This window comes from Methylophaga sp. F-2, assembly GCF_056859315.1.
Window position 1 is genome coordinate 250928 of the sequence record NZ_JBSXOF010000016.1, and the last position, 26028, is coordinate 276955.

A 26028-nucleotide genomic window follows, 5' to 3' on the forward strand; every position below is an offset into this window, starting at 1 on the left:
TTCTCTGCTTGTCGTTAAACTTCGACGGTAAATCTTATCATGCGTTACAAAAAAAGAGATGCAGATGCTGAATATAAAAAAAATAGCCGGGCTTATTTTCTTCTTACCCACACTAGCTTTAGCCAATGTGAGTGAGTTTGAATTAGACAACGGCCTGAAGCTTATAGTGAAAGAAGACCATCGGGCACCTGTCGTCGTCTCTCAAGTCTGGTACAAGGTAGGGGCGAGCTATGAGCATGAAGGGATAACAGGGATTTCTCATATGCTGGAACACATGATGTTTAAAGGAACAAAGCACCTGGCACCGAATGAGTTCTCTCATATTATTGCTGAAAATGGGGGAGAGCAAAACGCTTTTACCGGACAAGACTACACAGCTTATTTTCAGAAACTTCACAAAGATAGATTAGAAGTCAGTTTTAAGAATGAAGCCGATAGAATGCGCAATCTTGTTATTGATCCTGATGAGTTGAAAAAAGAACAGAAAGTTGTTGCGGAAGAGCGTCGGATGCGGACAGATGATAATCCGCAGGCTTTACTAAGAGAACGATTCGATGCCGCTGCATTTGTGAGTAGTCCTTATCATCGCCCCGTGATTGGTTGGATGAGCGATATCAATCACTATCAAGCCGATGATTTAAGAGTGTGGTATCAAAAGTGGTATGCACCGAATAATGCCACTGTTGTTGTGGTTGGTGATGTTTCACCAAAAGCGGTGCTGGCCATGGCAAAGAAATATTTTGGGCCATTAAAGCCAGAAAAAGTCGCGACATTAAAACCGCAGGTTGAAGTGAATCAAAAAGGCATCCGTGAAATTGAAGTAAAAGCTCCTGCTGAATTGCCCTATCTAATGATGGGCTGGAAGGTACCTTCGGTCACTACAGTTTCTAAAGAAAATGCCTGGGAACCTTATGCGCTAGAAGTCTTGGCTAATATTCTTGATGGTGGTAACAGTGCAAGGTTTGCTAAACAGTTGGTGCGTGAGCAGCAAGTCGCTTCGAGTGTTGGCGCGGGTAACAGTTTATTCTCGCGATTATCCGATTTATTTACGATTGCTGGAACACCCGCCAACGGTAAATCAGTAGAAGAACTGAAAAAAGCCATTATCGAACAAATTACTCAACTTAAAAATCAGCCTGTCAGTCAAGAGGAGTTAGAGCGTGTGAAAGCACAAGTTGTTGCTGATGCAGTGTATGAAAAAGATAGCGTGTTCTATCAGGCAATGCAGATTGGCATGCTGGAAACTATCGGTGTCGACTGGCGTGTAGGTGAACAATACGTCGATAACATTAAAACGGTTACTGCCGAGCAAGTGCAGGCCGTAGCAAATAAATATCTTACAAACGAACAATTAACGGTTGGTGAGTTAGTGCCATTACCTCTTGATGGTCGTCATCCTGTTTCATCTGCTGGAGGTCAGTATGTCCATTAAAAAATGGATTTTCGTTATCAGCTTATTGTTCAGTTCTAGCCTTTTTGCCAGTCCTGATATTGAGCACTGGATAACGAATAACGGCGCCAGAGTATATTTTGTGAATGCGCCCGAGTTACCCATGGTTGATGTGAATATTGTCTTTAATGCCGGTGCTGCGCGTGATGGTGAATATCCGGGATTGGCAAAGCTAACTAACGCTATGCTTGATGAGGGGGCTGCTGACTTGGATGCGGATGCAATTGCTGATACTTTCTCATCGGCTGGCGCAAACTACAGTGCTAGTTCTGAGCGAGATATGGCCGTGTTGAGTCTGCGAACGCTAACGGAGAAAAAAGCGTTTGATACTGCACTGAATATGTTTGCAGAAGTAATAGCAAAACCGAGTTTCCCTGAAACATCATTTCTTCGCATAAAACAGCAGTTATTAACCGCTTTACAGGCTGAAAAACAGTCTCCACAAAGCATCGCTACACGCACTTTCTTTCAGAAACTCTATGGTCAGCATCCCTATAGTCGAATGCCTGCGGGAGATACTGTCAGTGTAGAAAAAATTAGTCTGGATGATTTAAAAGCGTTTTATCAGCAATTTTATGTGGCGAAAAATGCGGTAGTGGTTATTGTTGGAGATGTCAGTAAACAGCAAGCCAATGAAATGGCAACAATGTTAACTAAGAACCTGAAAAGTGGAAATACAGCACCAGAGCTACCTGCAGTCACACCTCTGACTAAACAGCAACAAGTCGTGTTACCGTTCCCGTCATCTCAAACCACGATTATGATGGGACAAATCGGTATGAGTCGGGATGACCCTGATTATTTCCCTTTATATGTCGGTAATCACATCTTGGGCGGCAGCGGTCTAGTCTCGATGCTGAGTGATGAAATACGTGAAAAACGTGGACTGACTTACGGTGTTTATAGTTACTTCAGTCCCATGCAAAAAGCAGGACCGTATGTGTTTGGTTTGCAAACACGAAATGATCAAGCTGAAGAAGCACTTCATCTACTAAAAGATACGCTAAATGCTTATATTAAAAACGGACCGACTGAAGCACAGTTGAAAGCAGCAAAACAAAACATCACAGGTGGGTTTGCCCTCAGAGTAGATAGTAATAGCAAGATCGCTGATTACCTTTCTATGATAGGCTTTTACGGATTGCCGCTGGATTATCTGGATAGCTTTAACGATAAAGTGAATGCCGTGACTGTGGCTGGTATAAAAGACGCCTTTAAAAGGCGTGTTCACGCAGACAAAATGTTAACGGTATTAGTAGGTGGCGAAACAAAATAATAAAGCCAGAACTGGCGCTGGCACTCTTAGAATTATTGGCGGCATTTGGCGCGGTAGAAAATTAGGCTTTCCTGAAGTCGAAGGCTTGAGGCCAACCAGTGACCGTACCAGAGAAACGGTATTTAACTGGTTGCAGCCTCATATTGGCGCCAGTCGCTGTCTTGATTTGTTTGCTGGCAGTGGCGCATTAGGATTTGAAGCGGCATCAAGAGGGGCTGCTGAGGTGGTGCTGGTAGAAAATGACCGTCAGGCTTTTTTACAACTTAAACAGAATGCTGAAGCCCTCCAGGCAGCCAATTGTCATATTGAAAATACATCTGCTGAGCAGGCTATTGGTGTGCTCGATAAATCGTTTGATATCGTGTTTATTGACCCACCATATCAGGCCGATTTATGGGCAACAACAGCATATGCATTGTTGTCACATAAGCTCTTGAATGACGGAGCCATGATTTATCTCGAGTATCCGGCAAAGCATGACCTACCTGATTTACCATCCGCTTGGTATTTATTGAAAGAAAAGAAAGCAGGTGATGTAAAATACTGCTTATTTGAATTTCATGCTGGAGAAGACGCTTGAGCACTGTTGCCATATATCCGGGTACCTTTGACCCTATCACTTATGGGCATATTGATCTTATCAAGCGTGCTTCACCCTTATTTGAGCGCATCATTGTCGCTGTGGCGATTAACCCTGGCAAGAAACCGATGTTTAGTCTTGATGAGCGGGTCGAATTAGTCAGAGAAACGACCAAAGGCATCGAGAACGTGGAGGTCTGCGGTTTTAAAGGTCTGTTAGTCAATGAAGCACTCAGTATGGGGGCCAATGTCATTATTCGTGGCTTACGAGCCGTCTCAGATTTTGAGTATGAATTACAATTGGCCACCATGAATCGCCGAATGCAGTCAAAAGTGGAAACCTTGTTCTTAACGCCTGCGGAAAATTTAAGTTTTGTTTCTTCTACTTTGGTTAAAGAAATTGCTGTATTAGGTGGGGATGTCTCTGAATTTGTTGCCCCATGTGTACAAGAAGCCTTGAAACGCAAATTGCCTGCCCATAACTAACCGCGCTAAGATCATTATTGAATTTTACTGGAGTAAACCATGTCGCTGTTTATCACTGATGAATGTATCAACTGTGATGTCTGTGAACCAGAATGTCCTAATGGAGCTATTTCTCAAGGTGCTGAAATCTATGAGATAGATCCTGACTTATGTACTGAATGCGTAGGCCACTTCGATACACCACAATGTGTTGAAGTTTGTCCGGTCGATTGCATACCAAAAGACCCGGATAATGAAGAAACACATGATCAGCTCTACGCAAAATATGAAACATTGATGGCGGCAGGAAAATAGCTGAAGCTGATACCCAATGTCATCATCAAATAGAGCAGCTGAAGAGCTGCTTTATTTTTTAGCTAAACAAAACGATAGATTATTTTGAGCCTTACTGATGCTCTGAGTTATGCTTAGCGCTTTTCAAGTCCCTGATTTAAAGAGAATCCATGCAAAACGAATACCGTCCCGACCAAGTAGAATCGGCTGCACAGCAATACTGGCAGGAAAATAATAGCTTCCATGTTGTGGAAGATACTTCCAAAGAAAAATTCTATTGTTTGTCGATGTTTCCATACCCTAGTGGGCAGTTACACATGGGGCATGTGCGTAACTACACCATTGGTGATGTGATTGCACGTTATCAGCGTATGCAGGGGAAAAATGTATTACAACCTATGGGCTGGGATGCTTTTGGTCTACCTGCAGAAAATGCAGCGATAAAAAATAAAGTCGCGCCTGCTGCATGGACATATCAGAACATTGACTATATGCGTGGTCAGTTGCAGCGTTTAGGACTTGGTTATGACTGGCAACGTGAGTTAGCTACTTGCACACCACAATACTACCGTTGGGAACAGTGGTTGTTTACCCGCTTGTTCGAAAAAGGCCTGGTTTACAAAAAAACGGCAGCAGTGAATTGGTGCCCGCATGATCAGACGGTATTAGCCAATGAGCAAGTGATTGATGGCTGCTGCTGGCGCTGTGACACCAAAGTGGAACGTCGTGAAATTCCACAATGGTTTATGAAAATTACCGACTATGCCGATCAGTTACTTGCTGATTTAGACCAACTTGATGGTTGGCCAGAGCAGGTGAAAACCATGCAGGCGAATTGGATTGGACGTTCAGAAGGTGTGCAGATTCAATTTGACATGGTCGGCAGCAAGGAAACGCTTGAGGTCTATACAACACGCCCGGATACCCTGATGGGAGTGAGCTATCTTGCGGTGGCAGCTGAACACCCGTTGGCGCTCAGAGCCGCCAATGATAATCCTATTCTGCAAACATTTATTGATGAATGCCGAAAAATGGAAACTTCTGAAGCGGCGATGGAAACCGCTGAGAAAAAAGGCGTGGATACGGGATTACTGGCTATTCATCCCGTAACGGGAGAACAAGTACCTGTTTGGGCGGCTAATTTTGTATTGATGGGCTATGGTACTGGCGCAGTAATGTCTGTACCCGCTCATGATCAGCGTGACTTTGAGTTCGCACAAAAATATCAGTTGCCGATAAAACAAGTCATTAAGCCAGTAAACCAGCAAGAAATTGACTTAACAAAAGCCGCATTCACTGACAAAGGTGAGTTGATCAACTCTAAACAATTTGATGGCTTAAAAGAGCAAGAAGCCTTTGATGCGATTGCTGATTTCCTAGTGAGTCAGAATAAAGGTGAGCGTCAAGTTAATTACAGACTTCGTGACTGGGGTGTGTCTCGTCAGCGTTATTGGGGAACGCCGATTCCGATTATCAATTGTGATGATTGTGGGGCTGTTGCCGTACCTGAACAGGATTTACCGGTCGTTTTACCTGAAGATGTGATCGTGGATGGTTCAGGTTCACCAATTAAATCCATGCCTGAGTTTTATGAGTGCAGCTGTCCTAAATGTGGCAAGCCTGCTCAGCGTGAAACCGACACCTTTGATACCTTCTTTGAATCCTCCTGGTATTTCGCCCGTTTCGCTTGTCCTGACAATAGCGAAGCGATGCTGGATGAAAGGGCAGATTATTGGTTACCTGTGGATCAATATATCGGCGGTATTGAGCATGCGGTTTTACATTTATTGTATGCGCGCTTTTTCCACAAACTGATGAGAGATGAAGGGCTGATTTCTGGAGATGAGCCATTTAAGAACCTGTTAACACAGGGCATGGTACTGAAAGATGGTGCCAAAATGTCGAAATCGAAAGGCAATACCGTCGATCCACAAGCCTTAATCGATCAGTATGGTGCTGATACATCGCGTTTATTTATGATGTTTGCCGCACCACCTGAAATGTCGCTGGAATGGTCAGACCAAGGGGTAGATGGTGCTAATCGTTTCCTAAGACGTCTGTGGCGAGCGGTGATTGAACATGCTAAACAGGGCGTGGTTAAAGCAGGTGATTTGAGCGATTTATCTGAATCATTACAGGCTTTACGCCGTCAGGCACATCAGACATTGGCAAAGGTGAGTGATGATATTGGCCGTCGCCATACTTTCAACACGGCAATTGCGGCCGTGATGGAGTTGATGAATAGTCTCACTAAATTAAATGATGATAGTGAAAAAGCGCGTGCCGTAATGCAGGAAGCACTTGAGCTGGTGGTACTGATGTTATCGCCGATTACCCCGCACATTTGTCATCATTTATGGCAAACTTTGGGGCATAACGAAGCCATTGTGAACGTCCCGTGGCCGACGATAGATGAGACAGCTTTAAAGCAAGACAAAATTGAGCTAATGGTTCAGGTGAATGGTAAATTGCGGGCCAAAATATCTGTGGCGGCTGATGCTGAACAAAAAGATGTCGAGGCGCTGGCTTTTGCTGATGAAAATGTACAGCGGTTCACGGATGGCAAAGAAGTACGTAAAGTGATTCTGGTGCCAGGCCGTTTATTAAATATTGTGGTTGCCGGCTAAATTTAAGGATATGAAAATGAATCGTGTATTGATGAGTTTGATGACCGGTATTTTGATGCTGACACTGACAGCCTGTGGTTTTCATCTACGAGGTGAAGCTAATGTGCCCGAATCGTTAAAAACCATCTATATACAAGGTCTGAACATACGACAAGATTCATTTGGCTTGCAGCTAAAACGTGCCTTGACGCGCAATGGTATCCAGGTACTGGATACTTATAAAGAAGGTGCTGCTGTGATGACCGTTGTTGAAAATGTGTTTGATCAGAATGTACTGTCTGTTGGTTCAGATGCCAAAGTCACAGAGTATGAATTGGAAACCCGTTTTTCTTTCAAAGTCTCTTCACCTAGCGGTGAACCGATGAGTGATGTGATTACAGTTCAGGCCAGACGTGACTATCAGTTTGATCGTAATCAGTTATTAGCCATGAGTGAACAACAGCAAGTTATTCGCGATGATTTGAATAAACAGATGGTTCAGAATGTACTGAGACGCTTATCAGCACTGAAGTAAACCATGCGGATAAGACTGGAACAGTTAAGCAATCATTTATCGGCTTCATTAAAACCTGTTTATTTATTATTTGGGGAAGAAGCGCTTCTGATCGAAGAGTCGGCGGATATTATCCGTCAACATATTCGTCAGGCTGGGGCCAATGAACGTGAAGTATGGAGCGTTGAAGGTCGCTTTGATTGGGCACAAATTAAATGGCAGGAACAAAGCTTATCTTTATTTGCTAGTCAGCGTTTGATCGAAATCCGTCTGCCTTCCGGAAGCCCTGGCAAAGAAGGGGGAGAGGCTTTACGGAAATTTGCAGCCAACCCACCACAAGATACAACACTGTTAATTATCAGTGGCAAAATTGATGCCCGATCACAAAAAGCAAAATGGTTTACTGAGCTGGATAATCTTGGAGTGACACTGCCGATATGGCCTGTTGCTCTGGCTCAACTTCCACAGTGGGTCGCACAACGAATGCAGGCAAAGGGACTGAAGGCTGATCTTAAAATTGCTACACTTATTGCAGAACGAGTGGAAGGTAACTTGTTTGCTGCAGCACAAGAAATTGAAAAGCTTTCCTTGCTGAGTCTTGATGGTCAAATTGATGAAGCTTTGGTGTTGGCATCAGTCGCTGACAATGCCAAGTTTGAGGCTTTTGGACTTATGGATGCTGTATTTGCAGGACAGTATGCAAGAATCCCACGTATAATAGCCCGTTTACGCGCCGAAGGTGTTGATATTCTGGCTGTTTTTTCTGCGGTAAATTGGTCATTACAGCGTGTGGTTGATATGGCTGCTCAAGTGGCTGCAGGCGAACAGATTGAACGTGTCTTTGCTTCTCAAAAGCCTCCTGTTTGGGATAAAAACAAAGCGGTAATGCGACAAGCTATCGAACGCTATAACCACAGTCGCTGGCAGTTCTTCTTACAGCAAATGTCTGATATCGACCAGGCTGCGAAAGGGATAACAAAAAACTGTCCTTGGCGTCTTTTGGAAACACTTTGTTTGAGTGCTTCTGGCATAGACATAAAAACCAATATATTGGAAAGGAGTGCTTAATTGAACGTTGTTGAGTACATGCACACATTAGGTCAGCAGGCTCGGCTAGCCAGTCGCAAGCTCGCGAGCACGGGTACAGATATTAAAAACCGAGCACTGCTGGCGATAGCGACAGATATTCGTGCTCATGCCGAACTATTAAAGCAGGAAAATGCCCGTGACTTGAAGTCAGGGCAAGAGAAAGGACTGGACGCTGCTTTATTAGACCGCCTGACATTAACGGATGCTCGCATCGAATCCATGGCTGAAGGCTTGGAGCAAATTGCTGCTTTAGCCGACCCTGTCGGTGAGGTGAGCGACATGACTTATCGCCCTTCAGGCATTCAATTAGGCAAAATGCGCGTGCCTCTCGGAGTCGTTGGCATTATTTATGAGTCACGTCCGAATGTAACCGCTGATGCCGCTGCATTATGTCTGAAATCAGGTAATGCCACTATTTTACGTGGTGGTAGTGAAGCGATTCATTCTAATCAAGCGATTGCTGCATGCATTAAACGAGGTTTGAACCTGGTTGGTTTACCTGAGACCGTTATTCAAGTCGTTGAAACCACTGACCGTGACGCTGTAGGCGCCTTGATTACCATGTCAGAGTATGTGGACGTTATCGTACCAAGAGGTGGTAAAGGCTTGATCGAACGTATCAGCCAAGATGCCAGGGTGCCTGTTATTAAACATCTGGATGGTATTTGTCATGTCTATATCGACAAAGGTGCTGATCTGGATATGGCTGAAACCATAGCGATCAACGCAAAATGCCATCGTTATGGCGTGTGTAATGCGATGGAAACATTGCTTGTAGCGGCTGATGAAGCGAATGCCATTTTGCCTCGTTTAGCCGTGAAATACGCTGAAGAAGGTGTTGAGTTAAGAGGCTGTGAGCGCACTTTACAGATTTTGACTGATATCAATAAAGCAACAGCCGAAGATTGGGATACTGAGTACTTGGCCCCTATCTTATCAATTAAAATTGTCGATGATATTGATGAAGCAATAGCGCATATCAACAGGCATAGTTCGGGTCATACTGAGTCCATTATCACTCAGGACTATCAGCGTTCAAGACAATTCCTGGCAGAGGTGGATTCCAGCTCGGTGATGGTGAATGCATCGACACGATTTGCTGATGGATTTGAGTATGGACTTGGTGCTGAAATCGGTATTTCCACAGATAAAATTCATGCTCGCGGTCCAGTAGGGCTTGAAGGTTTGACGTCACAAAAATGGATAGTATTGGGCAGTGGTCAGATCAGAAAATAAACCAGCAATTGGGATTTTAGGCGGCACTTTTGATCCTGTTCACTTTGGTCATTTACGTACTGGGTTAGATGTCGTTGAGCAGTTAAGCCTGGATCAGCTACGCCTAATCCCGTGTGCCATACCGCCGCATCGTATCGAACCCGTTGCCAATGCAAAACAGCGCCGTATGATGTTGGAACTGGCGATCAAGAATCATCCCAAACTGCTTGTTGATGATCGTGAACTGAGCAGGGAAGGGCCTTCCTATACGGTTGATACCTTGTTAAGTCTGCGAGAAGATTTCCCTGACACGCCACTATTTTTATTAATGGGAACCGATGCGTTTTGTAGCTTACCCAGTTGGTCACGGTGGCAGGAAATCATTGATTTAGCACATATTGTCGTGATGCAGCGGGCCGATGAGGCGTTCTTATTAAGCGATGAACTTCAGGCTTTTTATGATAAACATCAGGCTGAACCGGCGGATATTGAATTAAACGCGGGCAAAATTTGGTCGGTGCCTGTGACACAAATGTCGATTTCCGCTACCGCGATTCGTGAGGCATTAGAACAAGGTCGGGATGTACGTTATCTTTTACCGGATGCCGTGATCAGCCTGATTGAGCAATTAGGTCTTTACTCTCAAATATCATCAGCTTCAGTAACAGATGGATAATCTGTTTTTTGTTTTATCGAAACTGGTGTGGGGATTACTCAGCCCGACAAGCTTAATGGTCTGGCTGCTTGTTTTTGTCACGTTGCTGCTCTGGCTCAATTACGTTCGACAGGCTAAAAAATTACTACTCTTGATGAGTATTGTGTCGTTTATCGTGATGGGCTATCCGGTCGGTGATTATTTAATACACCCTTTGGAAACCCGTTTTTCGGTACCAGAACAAATGCCTGAACCCTTAGCAGGCATTATTATGCTGGGTGGTGCAGAACAATTAAAATTATCGGACAGTTGGCAAGCGCCACAGGTTGGCGATGGTGCGGAACGAATTTTACAAACAGCTGAGTTAGCACAACAGTATCCAACATTGCCGATAATTGTGACTGGTGGTAGTAATTTGGTACAGATGCAACATCTGGATAGCGAAGGACAAGTTGCTAAGAAGCTGCTTTCGCAGGCGGGGGTGGAGCCAGCACGACTAATTATTGAAACGCAGGCGCGTAATACCTATGAGAATTTCCAAAAAATAAAACCATTACTTCCGAAACCCGCTGGCAGATACATACTGGTCACATCAGCTTTTCATATGCCCAGAGCGGTAGGTGTCGCTAAGCAACAGCATATCAATGTGATTCCATACCCAGTGGATTACCGGAGTGACAAACCCAATAATCGCTATTGGGATTTTGATTTATCAGCACATCTGGCGGTGTTGGAAACAGCCTGCCATGAATGGCTTGGCCTGGTGGTTTATTACGCCACCGGAAAAACACAAAGCTGGTTTCCGCAAGCAACTGTAAGCGTTGATAAAAAAGACTAATTGATACGTAATAATCGGGATATTAATAAGCCCTTACGTTACACTATGAAACAGATAGATTAAATGGAGTGCCCAATGCAGGCAGAACAACTAAAATTACTGGTCATCGATGCTCTTGAAGACATTAAAGCAGAAGATATCCAGGTACTGGACGTAAAAGAAATGACTGATGTGACAGACATCATGATTATTGCCACAGGTAAATCAAGTCGTCAGGTGAAAGCCTTAGCAAATGAAGTCGTCATGCAAGCAAAAGCAGCAGGTGTACAACCTCTAGGGGTTGAAGGGGAAACAGTAGGCGAATGGGCGCTGGTAGATTTAGGGGATGTGATTACACATATCATGACTCCGCAAACGCGTCTGACCTACAACCTCGAAAAACTATGGACTGTACCAGCACAGAGTGAACAGGCATCGGCTGAGCGGGAATGAAAATAAATCTCGTCGCTGTTGGCAATAAAATGCCAGGCTGGGTGACTGAGGGCTATGAAGAATACAGCAAACGAATGCCTCGGGAATGTGGGTTACAACTGACAGAAATCACGCCTGCACGCCGAACGAAAAATGCGCAGCCAGAACAGTGGAAGAAAGAAGAAGGCCAGCGAATTCTGGCTGCGATTCCAGATAATCAGCACGTGGTGGCATTGGAAGTGACCGGTCAAAGTTGGAGTACCGAAGTCTTATCATCACAAATGCAGCAATGGCTGACAGATGGACGTGATGTTGCTTTAATGATTGGTGGGCCAGATGGACTGGATCAGAGTTGTTTACAGCGCGCTAATCAGAAATGGTCTTTATCTGCAATGACTTTGCCTCATCCACTGGTGCGTATTGTATTAGCTGAACAACTCTATCGAGCCTGGACTATCCTGCAGAATCATCCCTATCATCGATCATGAATTTTCCGTCAATTTATCTTGCTTCACGTTCACCACGACGACGTGAGCTGTTATTACAGATGGGCGTGGACTTTTCTGTCATCAATCCAGATGTCGATGAATCTGTCTTTGACAACGAACTCCCGCTTGATTATGTGAGTCGTATTGCTAAGTTAAAGGCACAAACGGGACGAGGTTTGTTATTAGCCGCTGATAAAAAGCCTGTGCTGGCTGCTGATACTGCCGTTGTCGTTGATAACACTATTTTGGGTAAACCCGAGAATGATGAGCAGGCGATAAGCATGTTAAAAATGTTATCGGGTAAAACGCATCAGGTAATGACGGCGATTGCATTAGCAAAAGAAAATTCGATATCAAGCTTAGTTTCTGTAAATGATGTTCGCTTCACTGAGATGAAAGAAAAGGATATTCTCTGGTACGTCAACACTAAAGAAGGTGTCGATAAAGCCGGTGGTTATGCGGTACAAGGCCTGGCTGCTTTGTTTATCGAGCATATAGAAGGCAGTTATTCTGGCATTATGGGATTACCCATCAGGGAAACGGGACAACTTTTATTAACAATGGATGACCAATGAGTAGTGAAATATTGATCAACGTGACGCCGAGTGAAACCCGTGCAGCTGTAGTTGAGAATGGACTACTTCAAGAAGTATTTATTGAGCGTAATGAATATCGTGGTTTAGTAGGGAATATTTACAAAGGAAAGGTGTGTCGCGTTTTACCTGGCATGCAAGCGGCTTTTGTTGAAATTGGCCTTTCAAGAGCGGCGTTTTTACATGTATCAGACATTTCAATACCTAAAGGCCAGACCGGTGATCTGAAAGAAGCCCCCAGTGTTGAGCCGACTATCAGTAGTTTGTTACGTGAAGGTCAGGAGATCCTGGTTCAGGTCATTAAAGACCCAATGGGCACAAAAGGGGCGCGTCTTACCACGCAACTCTCTGTTTCATCACGTTATTTAGTGTATATGCCGGAAACGGAAGGCATTGGCGTTTCATTAAAAATTGAAACAGAGCAGGAACGTGAACGACTAAAAACCTGTTTGATTGACCTGCTAGAAGAAGGTGCCGGTGGATATATTCTGCGGACTGCAGCAGAAGGTGTATCAGAAGCTGAATTAAAGGCTGATCTCAAATTTCTTTACCGATTATGGGCGAAACTGCAAGAACGCAAACAACTCGTCAAGTGCGGCGAGCCTCTACATGAAGATCTATCGCTTGCAATGCGCGCATTACGTGATTTATTTTCTGCAGATATTGACCGAATTCGTATTGATTCTGAAGAAACATTTCATAAAGCCGTGCATTTTGCTGAGGGGTTTATGCCTGAGTGTGCCGCTCGGCTTGAGCATTACAAAGGCGATTTACCGCTATTTGATTTGTTCAGCGTGGAAGATGAAATCCAGAAAGCATTGCAGCGTAAGGTACCGTTGAAATCTGGCGGCTATCTTATTTTTGATCAAACGGAAGCTATGACAACGGTGGATGTAAATACCGGCGGTTTTGTTGGGCATAAAAATCTGGAAGAAACCATTTTCAAAACAAATCTCGAAGCTGCGCATGCCATTGCCCGCCAGTTACGGGTACGCAATCTGGGCGGAATCATCATTATCGACTTTATTGATATGGATGAAATTGGCCACCGTGAGCAAGTCTTACGTGCCTTAGAAAAAGCCATGCAGTTAGATCGGGCACGTCATAACATCAGTGCGGTATCAGAGCTTGGTCTGGTGGAGATGACACGAAAAAGAACTCGTGAAAGTTTAGGTCATATTCTGTGCGAAGCCTGTCCTTGCTGTGAAGGTAAAGGCTACACCAAAAATGTTGAAACGGTATGTTATGAAATATTCCGTGAGATTGTGCGTGAGTCTAAACAGTATGAGACCAAACAGTTTCTTATTCTGGCTTCACAGGACGTGATTGACCGTCTGAATGATGAGGACTCTACGAAAGTAGCTGACTTAGAACACCATATAGGTAAGCCCATATTATTCCAGTGTGAACCGCAATATGGCCGTGAGCAGTTCAACGTGGTTCTGATGTAGGTATTTGATGCTAAAGCGCAGCCTGCATATTGCCGGACGGCAATTATTTTATCTCACCGCGATTTCGATCACGTTGGGGCTTTTATTACTGATAACCGCTATCTGGCTGTCAGATCAGGTTGCCGAGCGAAAAGATGAAATTGCCAGCTGGGCGTCTCAGCAAAGTGGTTACCCTGTAGAAATTGAAGAAGCTGGCCTGTATTGGCTGGACCTCATCCCCAAACTTGAAATTCGTCAGCTAAAGGTATTGACGAAACAAGGGGGGACGCCCATTTTCCAGGCTGGCCAAGTTTATCTGGCGGTAGACGTCTTTTCATCTGTTCGCAGTGGCGAGTTGATGATAGCGGATGCCAGTATCCGTAATGCCCAACTAAAGGTAGAACATACAGCGGATGGTCAATTCCGGGTAAAAGGCTATCAGCATCAATCACAGCAACCGCTTTCTGACGATAATATCCAAACGGTTTTTAACTGGTTAACCAGACTCAAGCATTCACGTTTAGCGAATGTGCAGGTCCAGTACAAAGATGATAATGAACCTGCACTGTCTGGTCAGTACATTATCGAACAGGCATCACTACGATTTAATAACCAACAATTCATTTCTGAAGCCACGTTAGCACTCCCTGAGACTTTGGGGAATAGTCTTGAGTTATCAGCAACCGCCCAAATTAATGATGCACTAAATATTACTTCCTGGCAGGGGCTGTTACGTCTTGATGAGGTTTCTCTGGGCAAATTACTGAAAAAACGCGCATACAGAGGGGCTAAATTAGATGACGGACTATTAACCGCCACATTAAACGTACAGAAAGCAAGCCAACAAGCTTTGCTGGCGGGACTTGAGTTGGAGCTGACTGATGCTACCTTGTCTTCGTCCAAACCTGATGATGAGTTCACAGAGGTGAGCCTTGAACAGCTGATGGGGCATTTTCAACTTGATTATGCTCATAAGCAGTGGCAATTACAGGGTAAACAAGTTCAAATTAAAATGGCGGGTGAAGAATGGCCCACGACTTTTTTTGATATAAAACAAGAAACAAATGGTGAATTGTCAGGAAAGGCCTCATTTATTCGTTTGAGTGACATTACTTCCCTAGCGTTATTGATGAATGACATGCCGGCTGTTTTGGTGAATACAAAACCCGCAGGTGATTTGCAAAATGTCTCTTTTGCTTATTCTGAGCAGTCAGGATTGGATAAGCTTGCCATGAAAGCCAGTGGTGTTTCTTTCTTACCTTGGCAGGACTACCCAGGTGCTAATGATCTAAGTTTTTCCATTGATAAGGATAAAAATAAAGGCACACTTGAGCTGGATAGCCGAGCAAGCGCCATTTACGCTGATACCTGGCTGCCAGATTCTGTGTTGTTTGATTCGATCAAAGGCAAAATACGTTGGCATAAACAAGACAATGAGTGGGCGGTGAATACAGATGCATTACAAATCTGGAACGATGATTTAAATATTCTGCTTAGTGGCGAAGTTGAACAGATAAAGGGTGTCACCGATACCGACTTAACCTTGACATTGCAGGATATTGCCGCAAATAAGTGGCGACAGTATGTGCCTAAAAGAATTTTGCCCGACGACTTTGAAAAGTGGTCAGCTGATGCTTTTCAGCAGGGTATTATTCGTTCTGGCACGATTGTGATTAAAGGTGACCCGGCAGCCTTTCCTTTTGATACTGAACCTGATCAAGGTAAGTTTGATATGCAACTGAACGTCGAAGATGTTCAGTTGCATTATGGCCCTGGTTGGCCTGATTTAATGCATGTTAATGGCACAGTGGAAGGTCAGGGTAATAATTTGCTCATTCAGAGTGAGTCCGGACAGATAGCGGGTTTTAACTTTAATAAAGTTACCACCACTATCAGTAATCTCGTTAGGAGCAATCCGATTCTGAAAGTCAGTGGCATACTAAATGGTTCGACCAGTAATGCCTTAGCTTTTTTGAAAAAGAGTCCATTAAAGTCACGCTTTGGCAGTGTTGATGACTGGCTCCAGGCCAAGGGACAAAGCAATATTCAATTAGATTTAACCGTGCCATTAGTGGACCCTGATAATACCCAGGCCAAAGGTTATGTCAGTTTTAATCAAAGTGCTTTAATGACCAAAGCCATAGCAGGGCTGGAAATAGGTAATATTAACGGTCGTCTTCTGTTCAGTAATGACGGTGTATTAGCAGAAAAAATCACGGCGACAGCCTTTAATGAGCCCATAGTCATTAATGCGAAAACTGAACAAGCAAAAACCTATGTTGATATCAATGGCAGAGTAGCTGTTGCAGCACTCAATAACACATGGCCAGGTGCCGTGCCTGCATTTGTCCGTGGAGAAAGTGATTATTCAACAGGAATTGCCATTAGTGAACCAAAACCGGGTAATTTTGAACTCAATGTCACAGTCACCAGTGATTTACAAGGTATTCAGATTGATGCACCCAAGCCATTGGGAAAAACGGTCTCAGAGCCTGTCCGACTTCAGGCTGTGATGCATGAGAAAAGTGATGGCCTGATGTATAACATCCATTATGCAGACTGGTTAAAGGCTGCCATCTATGCTGATAAAAATAGTGAAATTTCTGGGCAAATTATGCTGGGCGGTCAGGCCGCTAACGAATCGCTTAGCGGTTTACAAGTCGCCGGAGTAATTAATAATCTGGATATTCAGCCATGGTTAGACTGGCAAGACAGCTTACCTGAAACAACTGGACCATCATTGCTCGATAAAATTGATAGTCTTGACATCCGGCTGGCTAAACTTCAACTGAAAGATCAGTCGCTTGATAATTTACTTATTAAAGGTAAACAAACCGATTCTAAATGGTTACTAGATTTAAGCTCACCTCAAGTAAAAGGCGTTGTGAGTGTGCCGGAGGATATCAATAATTCGGCACCACTTGATGTGAGTCTTGAGTATCTTAAGCTAAACGTAAATGACGAGGATGAGAACGAGCAAGAGAAGAATAAGCAGCCGGCTGATTTATGGCCGCCTATTAAGTTGGCAATTAACTCATTGACCATTAACAATCTTGATTTGGGGCAGTTAGACCTGGAAGCACAGACAACACCAAATCAATGGATAATAAAAACTGCATCATTATCATCAGCGGCCATGAAGGCATCTGCGACTGGAGAATGGCAAAAAACGGAGTCTGGTGATCAAAGTCATTTTGTGCTGGGTATTGAAAGTGATGACTTAAAAGCATTACTCGACCATTTTAATTATCAGAAAGTGATTGCAGCTAAGCAGGTCAAAGTGAATGCTGACCTGAGTTGGAGCCATGATCCTTTGTCATTTTCTCGTCAGAGTCTAAATGGCAAATTGGATTTGTCTGTAGGTCGGGGAAGTTTGCTAGAAGTCGAACCTGGTGCTGCGGGCAGAATTTTTGGATTACTTAGCATTGCCGCTATCCCACGGCGATTATCTCTGGATTTTAGTGACCTGTTCGGTGGCGGCTTTGATTTCAGCAGTATCAAAGGCCATTTTCAGTTTGACAATGGTATCGCTTCAACCGATGATCTGACCATGCAAGGGGATTCGGCTGTGATTGAAATGAAAGGCCCTATTGATATGGTTAATCAGACCTATAATCAAGTCGTGAAAGTCACACCTAAAGTGTCGTCGACCTTGCCTATCGCTGGGGCTGTCGCCGGTGGTCCAGTGGGGCTTGGCGTAGGTACCGCCATCTTGCTGTTTGATAAAATCGCAGGCAGTGTATTGGATAGGGATGTGATTAACCTAATCAGCTATAGTTACAAGCTAACTGGACCTTGGAGTGACCCTAAACTCAACGTTATGAATCCAGCTCAGCAGTAGAATCTGATATCATGTGCCCATCCTAAACAAACGATGATTCTTTATTGATGAGCGCCTCGATTCCCGAAAAAGTTCAACAGCAACTCTTAGTTCCTGTTGGTTTAACAGACACTGATTTGGAAAATGCATTAGCAACGACAATGACCGCTGGTGTCGATTACGCCGATCTGTATTTTCAACAGTCCAGACAAGAAAACTGGGTGTTAGAAGACGGCATTATTAAAGACGGTGGTTATCATCTTGAACAAGGTGTTGGCGTCCGAGCCTGTAGTGGTGAGAAGACGGGGTTTGCTTATTCAGATGACCTGGTTTTGCCTGCTTTACAAAAGGCAGCTAAGGCGGCTCAGGCAATTTCCAGACAAGGTTCTCAACAATCTGTCGCCGTCTGGACAAAACAGCAATCTCCCGTACTGTATAACCCGGATGATCCTATCCTCGCGTTGACCGTGACTGAAAAGCTCAACTTATTACGAGAAGCAGATGCTGCAGCAAGAGCCGCTGATCCTCGTGTTAAACAAGTGAGTGTGAGTCTGGCAGGTGGTATTGATACAGTGTTGATCGCCGCAAGTGATGGCACATATGCCACGGATATCAGACCTCTTGTTCGTATGAATGTCAGTGTGATTGTTGAGCAAAATGGACGCCGTGAGCGTGGCAGTGCTGGTGGTGGACGTCGAATGGATTATCGTTACTTCCAACAAAATAGTCTGGCTGTTAATTATGCAAAAGAAGCGGTCAGATTGGCTTTAGTTAACTTAGAAGCCGTTGCTGCTCCAGCGGGGACAATGCCCGTCGTACTCGGTAATGGTTGGCCAGGAGTTTTATTACACGAAGCCGTTGGTCATGGTTTAGAAGGTGACTTTAATCGACGAGGTACATCCACGTTCTCAGGGAAAATGGGGGAGCAGGTGGCCTCACCTTTATGTACGGTCGTCGATGATGGCACCATGCCGTCACGAAGAGGTTCATTGAATGTGGATGATGAAGGAGTGGAAACCCAATTCACTACCTTGATCGAAAAGGGCAAACTAACAGGTTACATGCAGGATAAGCATAATTCACGGCTTATGGGCAGCACGAGTACGGGTAATGGACGCAGAGAGTCATACGCGCACTTGCCGATGCCTCGCATGACGAATACCTACATGCTGCCTGGTGAGCATAAAGCAGAAGAGATTATTGCTTCTGTCGAGAAAGGCATTTACGCCGTTAATTTTGGCGGTGGCCAAGTCGATATTACCTCTGGCAAATTTGTTTTCTCGACAAGTGAAGCCTATCTCATTGAAAACGGTAAAGTCACCACACCTGTAAAAGGGGCAACACTCATTGGTAACGGACCAGAAGTCATGCAACGTATATCAATGGTTGCTGACGATTTGGAACTTGATACCGGTGTGGGTAACTGTGGTAAAGAAGGACAGAGTGTACCTGTAGGGGTGGGACAGCCTACTCTGAAAATTGATGCACTAACTGTTGGTGGAACAGCTTAGATTTAAAATAATGATGGAAAAAAAACATAAAGCAGTCGCCTTGATTTCAGGCGGTCTGGATTCAATGCTGGCCGTCCGGGTCATGCAAGAACAAGGTATTGAAGTAGAAGGGATTAATTTTTATACCGGTTTTTGTGTTGAAGGGCACACCCATGCCATTCGTAATCAAGATAAGAATAAACAAAAACGAAATAATGCACTCTGGGTGGCGGAGCAACTAGGCATTAAATTACATATCGTTGATGTTATTGAAGAATACAAAGAAGTATTACTGAATCCTAAACATGGTTACGGGGCGAATATGAATCCCTGCCTGGATTGTAAGATTTTCATGGTCAGCAAAGCAGTTGAGTGGATAAAAGAAAATCATCACGATGGTTTTGACTTTATTATTACTGGCGAAGTGATTGGTCAACGCCCAATGTCGCAACGTAAAGCGACCATGCCGATTATCTCTGAAGAGTCTGGTGCTGAGGATTTATTACTCAGACCGTTGTGTGCTAAAAATCTTCCTGAAACATTACCAGAGCGTGAAGGCTGGGTAGATCGTAGTAAATTGTACGATTTTCATGGTCGTAACCGTAAACCACAAATTGCTTTGGCCAAACAGTTTGGCTTAACTGATTTTGCGACTCCAGCGGGTGGTTGTTGTTTTCTCACCGACAAAAGTTACTCTGACAAGCTTGTCGATTTATGGCAAGCGCGTAATAGCAGAGAGTATGAGATGGACGATATCATGCTGCTGAAAGTGGGCAGACATATTCGTCCAAAGGCAGAATTTAAGTTGATTATCGCGCGTGATGCCGGTGAAAGTAAGTTTTTAGAAGGCTATCGAAAAGAGTTTATTAGTATTCACGCCTTAAGTCACAGTGGTCCGATGGCGCTGGTTGACGGTGAGCTTGATGAGGAACAATATGAACTCGCCGCAGCTATTGTCGCTCGCTTTGGGCAGGGTAGAATGGCGGATGAAGTTGAGTTGGATATTGCATTACCAAAACAAGGTAGTTTGCAGGTAAAAACTCCCCCACTTTCTGCGGAGCAAGTTTTACAGGAGTGGTATGTGTGAGTAAGCAAACTTTAGATGCTCGAAAGATGTTATGCCCTTTACCAGTAATAAAAGCTCAAAATCAAATTAAGCAGATGACTAAGGGCGATGAGCTGGATGTAATATGCACGGATCCTGGTGCTTTACATGATATTCCTGCATGGGCTCGCATCAATGGCCATGAAGTAATAGCCACGCAACAAAATGATGATGAACTTGTCATTACGGTTCGAGTTGGTGCGTAGCACTAATATAGTGCGTTTATGGGTTTTTATGCACTTTATTGGTGCTTAGTGTTGGTGCAAATGCACCTAAATAGTTGATTTTTTTATGTAGTAAAAGTTGGCGTGATTTCTGCTGTATTGTGTCGCGTGTTTAGTTTGCACTACAGAAAGTGCAGTTTATAAAAATTGGAGAAGTTAAATGTCAGTCGAAAATGTGCTTCAAATGATCAAAGATGAGGATGTCAAATTTGTTGACTTCCGTTTCACCGATACGCGTGGTAAAGAACAGCATGTTTCTTACCCTGCACACACAATTGATGAAGATACCTTCACAGAAGGCGCAATGTTCGATGGCTCTTCTGTTGCAGGATGGAAAGGTATTAATGAATCAGACATGATTTTAATGCCAGATCCTGAAACAGCTGTGATGGATCCATTTATGGACGACAACACACTGATTATTCGTTGCGATATCGTCGAACCTGCAACCATGCAGGGTTATGAACGTGACCCACGTAGTGTTGCTAAGCGTGCTGAAGCTTACCTGCAATCTACTGGCCTTGGTGATACTGCTTTCTTCGGTCCTGAACCAGAATTTTTCATCTTAGATGATGTTCGCTGGGGCAGCGATATGTCTGGTTCATTCTTTAAAGTCGACTCTGATGAATCAGCATGGAATACAGAAAAAGTATTCGCTGATGGTAATAAAGGTCACCGTCCAAAAGTGAAAGGAGGATATTTCCCTGTTCCTCCTGTTGACTCACTCAACGATATCCGTGCTGCAATGTGCTTAACCATGGAAGAAATGGGCTTACCTGTTGAAGTTCATCACCATGAAGTAGCAACTGCAGGTCAGTGCGAAATCGGTGTTAAATTCAACACACTGGTTAAAAAAGCTGACGAAGTACAAATCCTGAAATACGTTGTTCATAATGTTGCTCATGCTTATGGCAAAACAGCGACATTCATGCCTAAACCTATCGTAGGTGATAATGGTAGTGGTATGCACGTTCACCAATCTTTCTCTAAAGATGGCGAAAACCAATTCACTGGTAATAAATACGGTGGTTTATCTGAAACTGCGCTTTACTACATCGGTGGTATCATCAAACATGCGCGTGCTCTGAATGCGTTTACTAACTCTTCAACAAACAGCTACAAGCGTCTTGTGCCTGGTTTTGAAGCGCCCGTTATGTTGGCTTACTCAGCACGTAACCGTTCAGCTTCAATCCGTATTCCTTTTGTTAGTAATCCAAAAGGTCGCCGTATTGAAGTACGTTTCCCTGATCCAACCGCGAATCCATACTTAGCATTCTCAGCGATGTTAATGGCTGGTTTAGATGGTATTAAAAACAAAATCCATCCTGGTGATGCAATGGATAAGGATCTGTATGACTTACCAGCTGAAGAAGCAGCAGAAATTCCAACAGTATGTCATTCACTAGATCAAGCACTTGATTGTTTGAATGAAGATCGCGCTTTCTTGACTGAAGGTGGTGTATTTACTGATGACATGATCGATGCATACATTGCATTGAAAATGGAAGAAGTCACACGTATCCGTATGGAAACACACCCAGTTGAGTATGACTTGTACTACAGCGTGTAATCACTTATGTGATGAAGCTAACAAAAAGCGCCTTTCGGGGCGCTTTTTTTATGGCTGTGAGTTGCGGTGAGAGACATGGTGGAATATGCTTAGCCAATGAGAGTTATATATCTGATTTTCTTGTTATTATTCAGCAGTCAGGTTCTGGCAGCTATATACCGCTGGGTAGAACCAGACGGTACAGTTGTTTTTTCTGATGAAGAAAGGCCCGGTGCTGAACTGATTGAATTGCCACCTTCAGCCACGTATTCTCCACCAGAAGTTCAACAAATAAGCCAAACAGAGTCAGAAACAGATTCCTCGCCAGTACCTGATTATCAGATTTCAATTACCGCTCCAGCAGCAAATGAAAGTATTTGGGTAAATAATGGTGATGTGAAAGTCACATTGAGTATAGAGCCAGCACTGAATCCTGACAGAGGGGATGCGATTCAGGTGTATCTTGACGGGCAGGCTGTCGGTGAGCCCCAGGCATCAACCTCTTATCAATTTACTAACCTTAGTCGAGGTTCACACGAAATCACGGCAAAAATTATCAGTGCCGATGATAAAGAATTAGCCTCTGATAACATCGTATTTCATTTACACCGAGCATCTAAGCTAAATTAGCTAACGCACCGATTAATGAGAAAAAGCACGAATATCCAATGCACAGTTATGGTGCATAGGTAGTGGTAGTCTGTATTATTTTTCATTACACCACTGAGTAAATCTGAGAAGAATTTAATGGTGTTGTTATATCAATCAATAGCTTAACTATAACCCCTTTGACAGTGCTCAAATGTGGAGCGTTTTTTGCTACCAACTGAGCATGAATATGAGTGTTACCACTATGAGCCACAATGCTTTCGCCAGCAATGATGTATTAGAAAGTTTATCTACTTCTATACTGATTCTGGACTCCGCTTTACGCGTTTGTTACATCAATACAGCCACAGAAATTTTATTTGAGATCAGTCAGCGTCAGGCTGAAAACATTCCACTACAAACCTTGTTACCTGGTGAGAGAAAATTATTTAAATCGCTTGAGCGTGTCGTCTCTAGCGGACAAGCACTGATTGAACGTGAAGTACATTTATTTTTGCCTGCAAGTGGCGAAGTCTTGGTGGACTGCTCTATGAAAATGTTGGATGTGGATGATTCTTACGTCATCCTTGAGCTTGCACTTCTTGATTATCAACAGAGAATAACGCGGGATGAAAATCTCCACACTCAACAGCAAGTCGTTCGGGGCTTGGCTCATGAAATAAAAAACCCGTTGGGGGGATTACGTGGTGCCGCACAATTACTTGAAAGGCAACTGGACTCTGAAGATTTAAAAGAATACACACGAATTATTATTACCGAGGCAGACCGCTTACAGAACTTGATGAATAGAATGCTGGGACCAAATCAGCAACCTGAAAAACGCCACACAAATATTCATGAGATTTTGCAACATGTTCGTCAATTAGTTGATATTGAAGTAGACGAGCGTCTTCGATTTAAAATTGATTATGATCCCAGTATTCCTGAACTGTATGCTGACTTTGACCAGCTTATTCAGATTTTTCTTAATATTGTAAGAAATGCTGTTCAAGCCATGCACGGGGTAGGCTTGATTATTCTCCGCACCAGAATTCAGCGAAATATCACCATAGAAAAACAGTATTACAAATTGGGCGTTTTAGTTGAGATTGAAGATAACGGCCCAGGTATTCCCGAATCATTACAAGATAGTTTGTTTTATCCACTGGTCACGGGTAGGGCTGATGGAACAGGACTTGGTCTGTATCTAGTTCAAAACTTAGTCCAACGCAATGGAGGAACAGTTTGCTGTTGCAGTAAACCTGGACAAACTATTTTTTCAGTAACATTTCCTTTGGAGTTTGCACGTGAACGCTAGTAGAGCGATAGCTTGGATTGTAGATGATGACCGATCAATTCGATGGGTCTTACAAAAGGCCCTGGAAGTTGTTGACATTACTGTTCGTGCTTTTGAAACCGGTGATATTGCATTAAATGAGCTAAAACAGGGACGTGAACAAAGACCAGATGTCTTGATCAGTGATATCAGAATGCCTGGTATTGATGGCTTGGAATTATTATCCGAGATCAAAGAACGTTATCCTGAACTACCGGTTATTATCATGACGGCATATTCCGATCTCGATAGTGCTGTTTCTGTCTATGAAGGTGGTGCTTTTGAGTATCTGCCAAAACCATTTGATGTTGATGAAGCGGTTGAACTGGTTCAAAGAGCAATAAGTCATAGCCGTGAACAGAATAATAAGCCTGTTGAAGATGTAAATATCAGCACAGAGATAGTCGGTGAAGCACCAGCTATGCAAGAAGTCTTCAGAGCCATAGGTCGTCTTGCCCGCTCGAATATAACGGTCATGGTGAATGGCGAGTCAGGCACAGGTAAAGAGTTAGTTGCACAGGCTTTACATCGCCATAGTCCACGCAAACATGGCCCTTTCATCGCTTTAAATATGGCCGCTATTCCCAAAGAATTATTGGAGTCAGAATTATTTGGTCATGAAAAAGGAGCTTTTACTGGTGCACATGTACAGCGAAAAGGGCGCTTTGAACAGGCTAATGGCGGTACGTTGTTTTTAGATGAAATTGGTGACATGCCCATTGAGTTACAAACGCGCCTGTTACGTGTGTTATCGGATGGTGAATTTTTCCGAGTAGGTGGGCATAGTGCCGTCAAAGTCGATGTACGTATCATTGCGGCAACACACCAGAATTTAGAAAAATTGGTTGAACGTGGCGATTTTCGTGAGGACTTATTTCATCGCCTCAATGTGATTCGTATTCATATTCCTTCACTTCGTGAAAGACGAGAAGATATTCCTGCCCTGGTTGCGTACTTTTTAAATAAAGCAGCCAAAGAATTAAATATGTCGACCAAGTCTGTAGCCTCGGATGTCGAAATGTATTTATCCCAATTACCCTGGCCTGGTAATGTACGCCAATTAGAAAATACTTGCCGCTGGTTAACGGTGATGTCGCCCGGGCAAGTTGTTCAGATGGACGACCTGCCAGTAGAGCTTTCTACAGAAACCATAGATGCTCATAGTGGCAGACAAGGTGGAGACTGGCAGCAATTATTCAGACAATGGGCTGCTAATAAAGCCTTGACCGGGCAGGAAGGGGCTTTAGCTGATGTCGTTCCTTTGATAGAGCAACTTTTGATGGAAGTGGCTCTGGAAAAGACGGCTGGAAAACGCCAGGAAGCAGCCAAATTATTAGGTTGGGGTAGAAATACCTTAACGCGTAAATTAAAAGAAAATTAGAATAAGACTTGCGTGCCTATGAAGTGGTATGTATAATGCATTGCTTAATCAGGTGCGGGGTGGAGCAGCCTGGTAGCTCGTCGGGCTCATAACCCGAAGGTCGTTGGTTCAAATCCAGCCCCCGCTACCAAACTGAATATGGAAGCTCAAAACAATTTATTGTTTTGAGCTTTTTTATTGGGTCATTAATACAACGTCCCATAGCGTTGCAGAGCATCTTCTTTGCTGATGAATTCAGCACTAATCAATTCCCAATGTTGTTCGCTATCCATAACGATATTGCAGCCGAGTGCTTGGCTGTGGCCATTTTCCAAAGCAAACATTGACCGACCAGCTTGTCGGACAGTGGAGAAGTAGCGGTCTAAACTCAGGTCAATCGTTTTTTCGGGGTGGGTGTTTTCAACATAAATTCGCAGTCCTCCTCGTTGTGTACAATCACTACTGGTATCTTTGTCTTCAAGCGTTTTAAAGACAATAAAATCAGCAGCAGCGTTGTCATCGGCTAGAGCGACTTGACCGGCGACATTGATAGATGAGAAAAATAAAATGAAAATTGATGTTAATGATTTCATAAAGCGTTTTCCTGCTGTTTTTTTCAATTGGAAGTTGACTCACTCGGTTATGGATAGTTT

The 26028-nt window shown here is 43.7% G+C and carries 24 protein-coding genes and 1 tRNA gene; 24 read left to right on the forward strand and 1 reads right to left on the reverse strand.

The window, feature by feature from the left end; all coding sequences use genetic code 11:
* Positions 1-64: 64 nt before the first annotated feature.
* From AC13DA_RS05540 to AC13DA_RS05655, 24 genes are all read left to right on the forward strand, one after another.
* Entirely contained in the window at positions 65-1432 is a 1368-nt protein-coding gene (locus tag AC13DA_RS05540; RefSeq protein ID WP_284451775.1) for a M16 family metallopeptidase, read from the forward strand.
* Positions 1422-2726, forward strand: coding sequence for a M16 family metallopeptidase (locus AC13DA_RS05545; RefSeq protein ID WP_284451774.1), 1305 nt, complete (start codon positions 1422-1424; stop codon positions 2724-2726). Before AC13DA_RS05540 ends, AC13DA_RS05545 begins: the two co-directional genes overlap by 11 nt.
* Positions 2710-3306: a 16S rRNA (guanine(966)-N(2))-methyltransferase RsmD gene (gene rsmD, locus AC13DA_RS05550; RefSeq protein ID WP_284451773.1), complete on the forward strand. Its 597-nt coding sequence runs from the start codon at positions 2710-2712 to the stop codon at positions 3304-3306. The genes AC13DA_RS05545 and rsmD overlap by 17 nt, the downstream gene beginning before the upstream one ends.
* On the forward strand, positions 3303-3791 hold the full coding sequence (coaD, locus tag AC13DA_RS05555) for a pantetheine-phosphate adenylyltransferase (RefSeq protein WP_007145792.1): 489 nt from the start codon (positions 3303-3305) through the stop codon (positions 3789-3791). The genes rsmD and coaD overlap by 4 nt, the downstream gene beginning before the upstream one ends.
* 39 nt (positions 3792-3830) lie before the next feature.
* Positions 3831-4085 (forward strand): YfhL family 4Fe-4S dicluster ferredoxin, encoded by a 255-nt coding sequence (locus tag AC13DA_RS05560; protein WP_007145791.1) that lies wholly within the window; start codon positions 3831-3833, stop codon positions 4083-4085.
* A 149-nt stretch (positions 4086-4234) separates the two neighbouring features.
* On the forward strand, positions 4235-6691 hold the full coding sequence (leuS, locus tag AC13DA_RS05565; RefSeq protein WP_284451772.1) for a leucine--tRNA ligase: 2457 nt from the start codon (positions 4235-4237) through the stop codon (positions 6689-6691).
* Between the two features lie 16 nt (positions 6692-6707).
* Positions 6708-7205 (forward strand): LPS-assembly lipoprotein LptE, encoded by a 498-nt coding sequence (locus AC13DA_RS05570; RefSeq protein WP_284451771.1) that lies wholly within the window; start codon positions 6708-6710, stop codon positions 7203-7205.
* A gap of 3 nt (positions 7206-7208) precedes the next feature.
* Positions 7209-8252: a DNA polymerase III subunit delta gene (gene holA, locus AC13DA_RS05575; RefSeq protein ID WP_007145788.1), complete on the forward strand. Its 1044-nt coding sequence runs from the start codon at positions 7209-7211 to the stop codon at positions 8250-8252.
* The gene (locus AC13DA_RS05580; RefSeq protein WP_284451770.1) at positions 8253-9509 is read left to right on the forward strand and encodes a glutamate-5-semialdehyde dehydrogenase; all 1257 of its coding nucleotides are present in this window, start codon (positions 8253-8255) and stop codon (positions 9507-9509) included.
* On the forward strand, positions 9490-10164 hold the full coding sequence (nadD, locus tag AC13DA_RS05585; RefSeq protein ID WP_284451769.1) for a nicotinate-nucleotide adenylyltransferase: 675 nt from the start codon (positions 9490-9492) through the stop codon (positions 10162-10164). Before AC13DA_RS05580 ends, nadD begins: the two co-directional genes overlap by 20 nt.
* Positions 10157-10981 carry a YdcF family protein gene (locus tag AC13DA_RS05590; protein ID WP_284451768.1) on the forward strand — a complete coding sequence of 275 codons (825 nt, stop codon included), beginning with the start codon at positions 10157-10159 and terminating at the stop codon, positions 10979-10981. The genes nadD and AC13DA_RS05590 overlap by 8 nt, the downstream gene beginning before the upstream one ends.
* 75 nt (positions 10982-11056) lie before the next feature.
* On the forward strand, positions 11057-11413 hold the full coding sequence (gene rsfS / locus AC13DA_RS05595) for a ribosome silencing factor (RefSeq protein ID WP_007145784.1): 357 nt from the start codon (positions 11057-11059) through the stop codon (positions 11411-11413).
* Positions 11410-11880, forward strand: coding sequence for a 23S rRNA (pseudouridine(1915)-N(3))-methyltransferase RlmH (rlmH, locus tag AC13DA_RS05600; RefSeq protein WP_007145783.1), 471 nt, complete (start codon positions 11410-11412; stop codon positions 11878-11880). Before rsfS ends, rlmH begins: the two co-directional genes overlap by 4 nt.
* Positions 11877-12455: a Maf family protein gene (locus AC13DA_RS05605; RefSeq protein ID WP_007145782.1), complete on the forward strand. Its 579-nt coding sequence runs from the start codon at positions 11877-11879 to the stop codon at positions 12453-12455. Before rlmH ends, AC13DA_RS05605 begins: the two co-directional genes overlap by 4 nt.
* Positions 12452-13924, forward strand: coding sequence for a ribonuclease G (rng, locus tag AC13DA_RS05610; RefSeq protein WP_007145781.1), 1473 nt, complete (start codon positions 12452-12454; stop codon positions 13922-13924). The genes AC13DA_RS05605 and rng overlap by 4 nt, the downstream gene beginning before the upstream one ends.
* A gap of 7 nt (positions 13925-13931) precedes the next feature.
* A complete protein-coding gene (locus AC13DA_RS05615) occupies positions 13932-17744 on the forward strand; it encodes a YhdP family protein (RefSeq protein ID WP_284451767.1) in 3813 nt (1270 codons plus the stop codon).
* Positions 17745-17791: 47 nt separating this feature from the next.
* On the forward strand, positions 17792-19234 hold the full coding sequence (gene tldD / locus AC13DA_RS05620) for a metalloprotease TldD (RefSeq protein WP_284451766.1): 1443 nt from the start codon (positions 17792-17794) through the stop codon (positions 19232-19234).
* 13 nt (positions 19235-19247) lie between these two features.
* Positions 19248-20300, forward strand: coding sequence for a tRNA (5-methylaminomethyl-2-thiouridylate)-methyltransferase (locus AC13DA_RS05625; protein ID WP_040576499.1), 1053 nt, complete (start codon positions 19248-19250; stop codon positions 20298-20300).
* Complete coding sequence (locus tag AC13DA_RS05630; RefSeq protein ID WP_007145777.1) at positions 20297-20524, forward strand: sulfurtransferase TusA family protein; 228 nt, start codon at positions 20297-20299, stop codon at positions 20522-20524. Before AC13DA_RS05625 ends, AC13DA_RS05630 begins: the two co-directional genes overlap by 4 nt.
* Positions 20525-20702: 178 nt before the next feature.
* Entirely contained in the window at positions 20703-22112 is a 1410-nt protein-coding gene (glnA, locus tag AC13DA_RS05635) for a glutamate--ammonia ligase (RefSeq protein ID WP_007145776.1), read from the forward strand.
* 96 nt (positions 22113-22208) lie between these two features.
* Positions 22209-22721 (forward strand): DUF4124 domain-containing protein, encoded by a 513-nt coding sequence (locus AC13DA_RS05640; protein ID WP_273182297.1) that lies wholly within the window; start codon positions 22209-22211, stop codon positions 22719-22721.
* A 202-nt stretch (positions 22722-22923) separates the two neighbouring features.
* On the forward strand, positions 22924-23997 hold the full coding sequence (gene glnL / locus AC13DA_RS05645) for a nitrogen regulation protein NR(II) (protein ID WP_139031856.1): 1074 nt from the start codon (positions 22924-22926) through the stop codon (positions 23995-23997).
* Positions 23987-25396 carry a nitrogen regulation protein NR(I) gene (gene ntrC, locus AC13DA_RS05650; RefSeq protein WP_007145773.1) on the forward strand — a complete coding sequence of 470 codons (1410 nt, stop codon included), beginning with the start codon at positions 23987-23989 and terminating at the stop codon, positions 25394-25396. The genes glnL and ntrC overlap by 11 nt, the downstream gene beginning before the upstream one ends.
* Before the next feature lie 53 nt (positions 25397-25449).
* Positions 25450-25526: transfer RNA gene (locus AC13DA_RS05655), tRNA-Met, on the forward strand.
* A 55-nt stretch (positions 25527-25581) separates the two neighbouring features.
* Here AC13DA_RS05655 and AC13DA_RS05660 read toward each other — a convergent pair.
* Complete coding sequence (locus AC13DA_RS05660; protein WP_284451765.1) at positions 25582-25968, reverse strand: hypothetical protein; 387 nt, start codon at positions 25966-25968, stop codon at positions 25582-25584.
* Positions 25969-26028 lie beyond the last annotated feature (60 nt).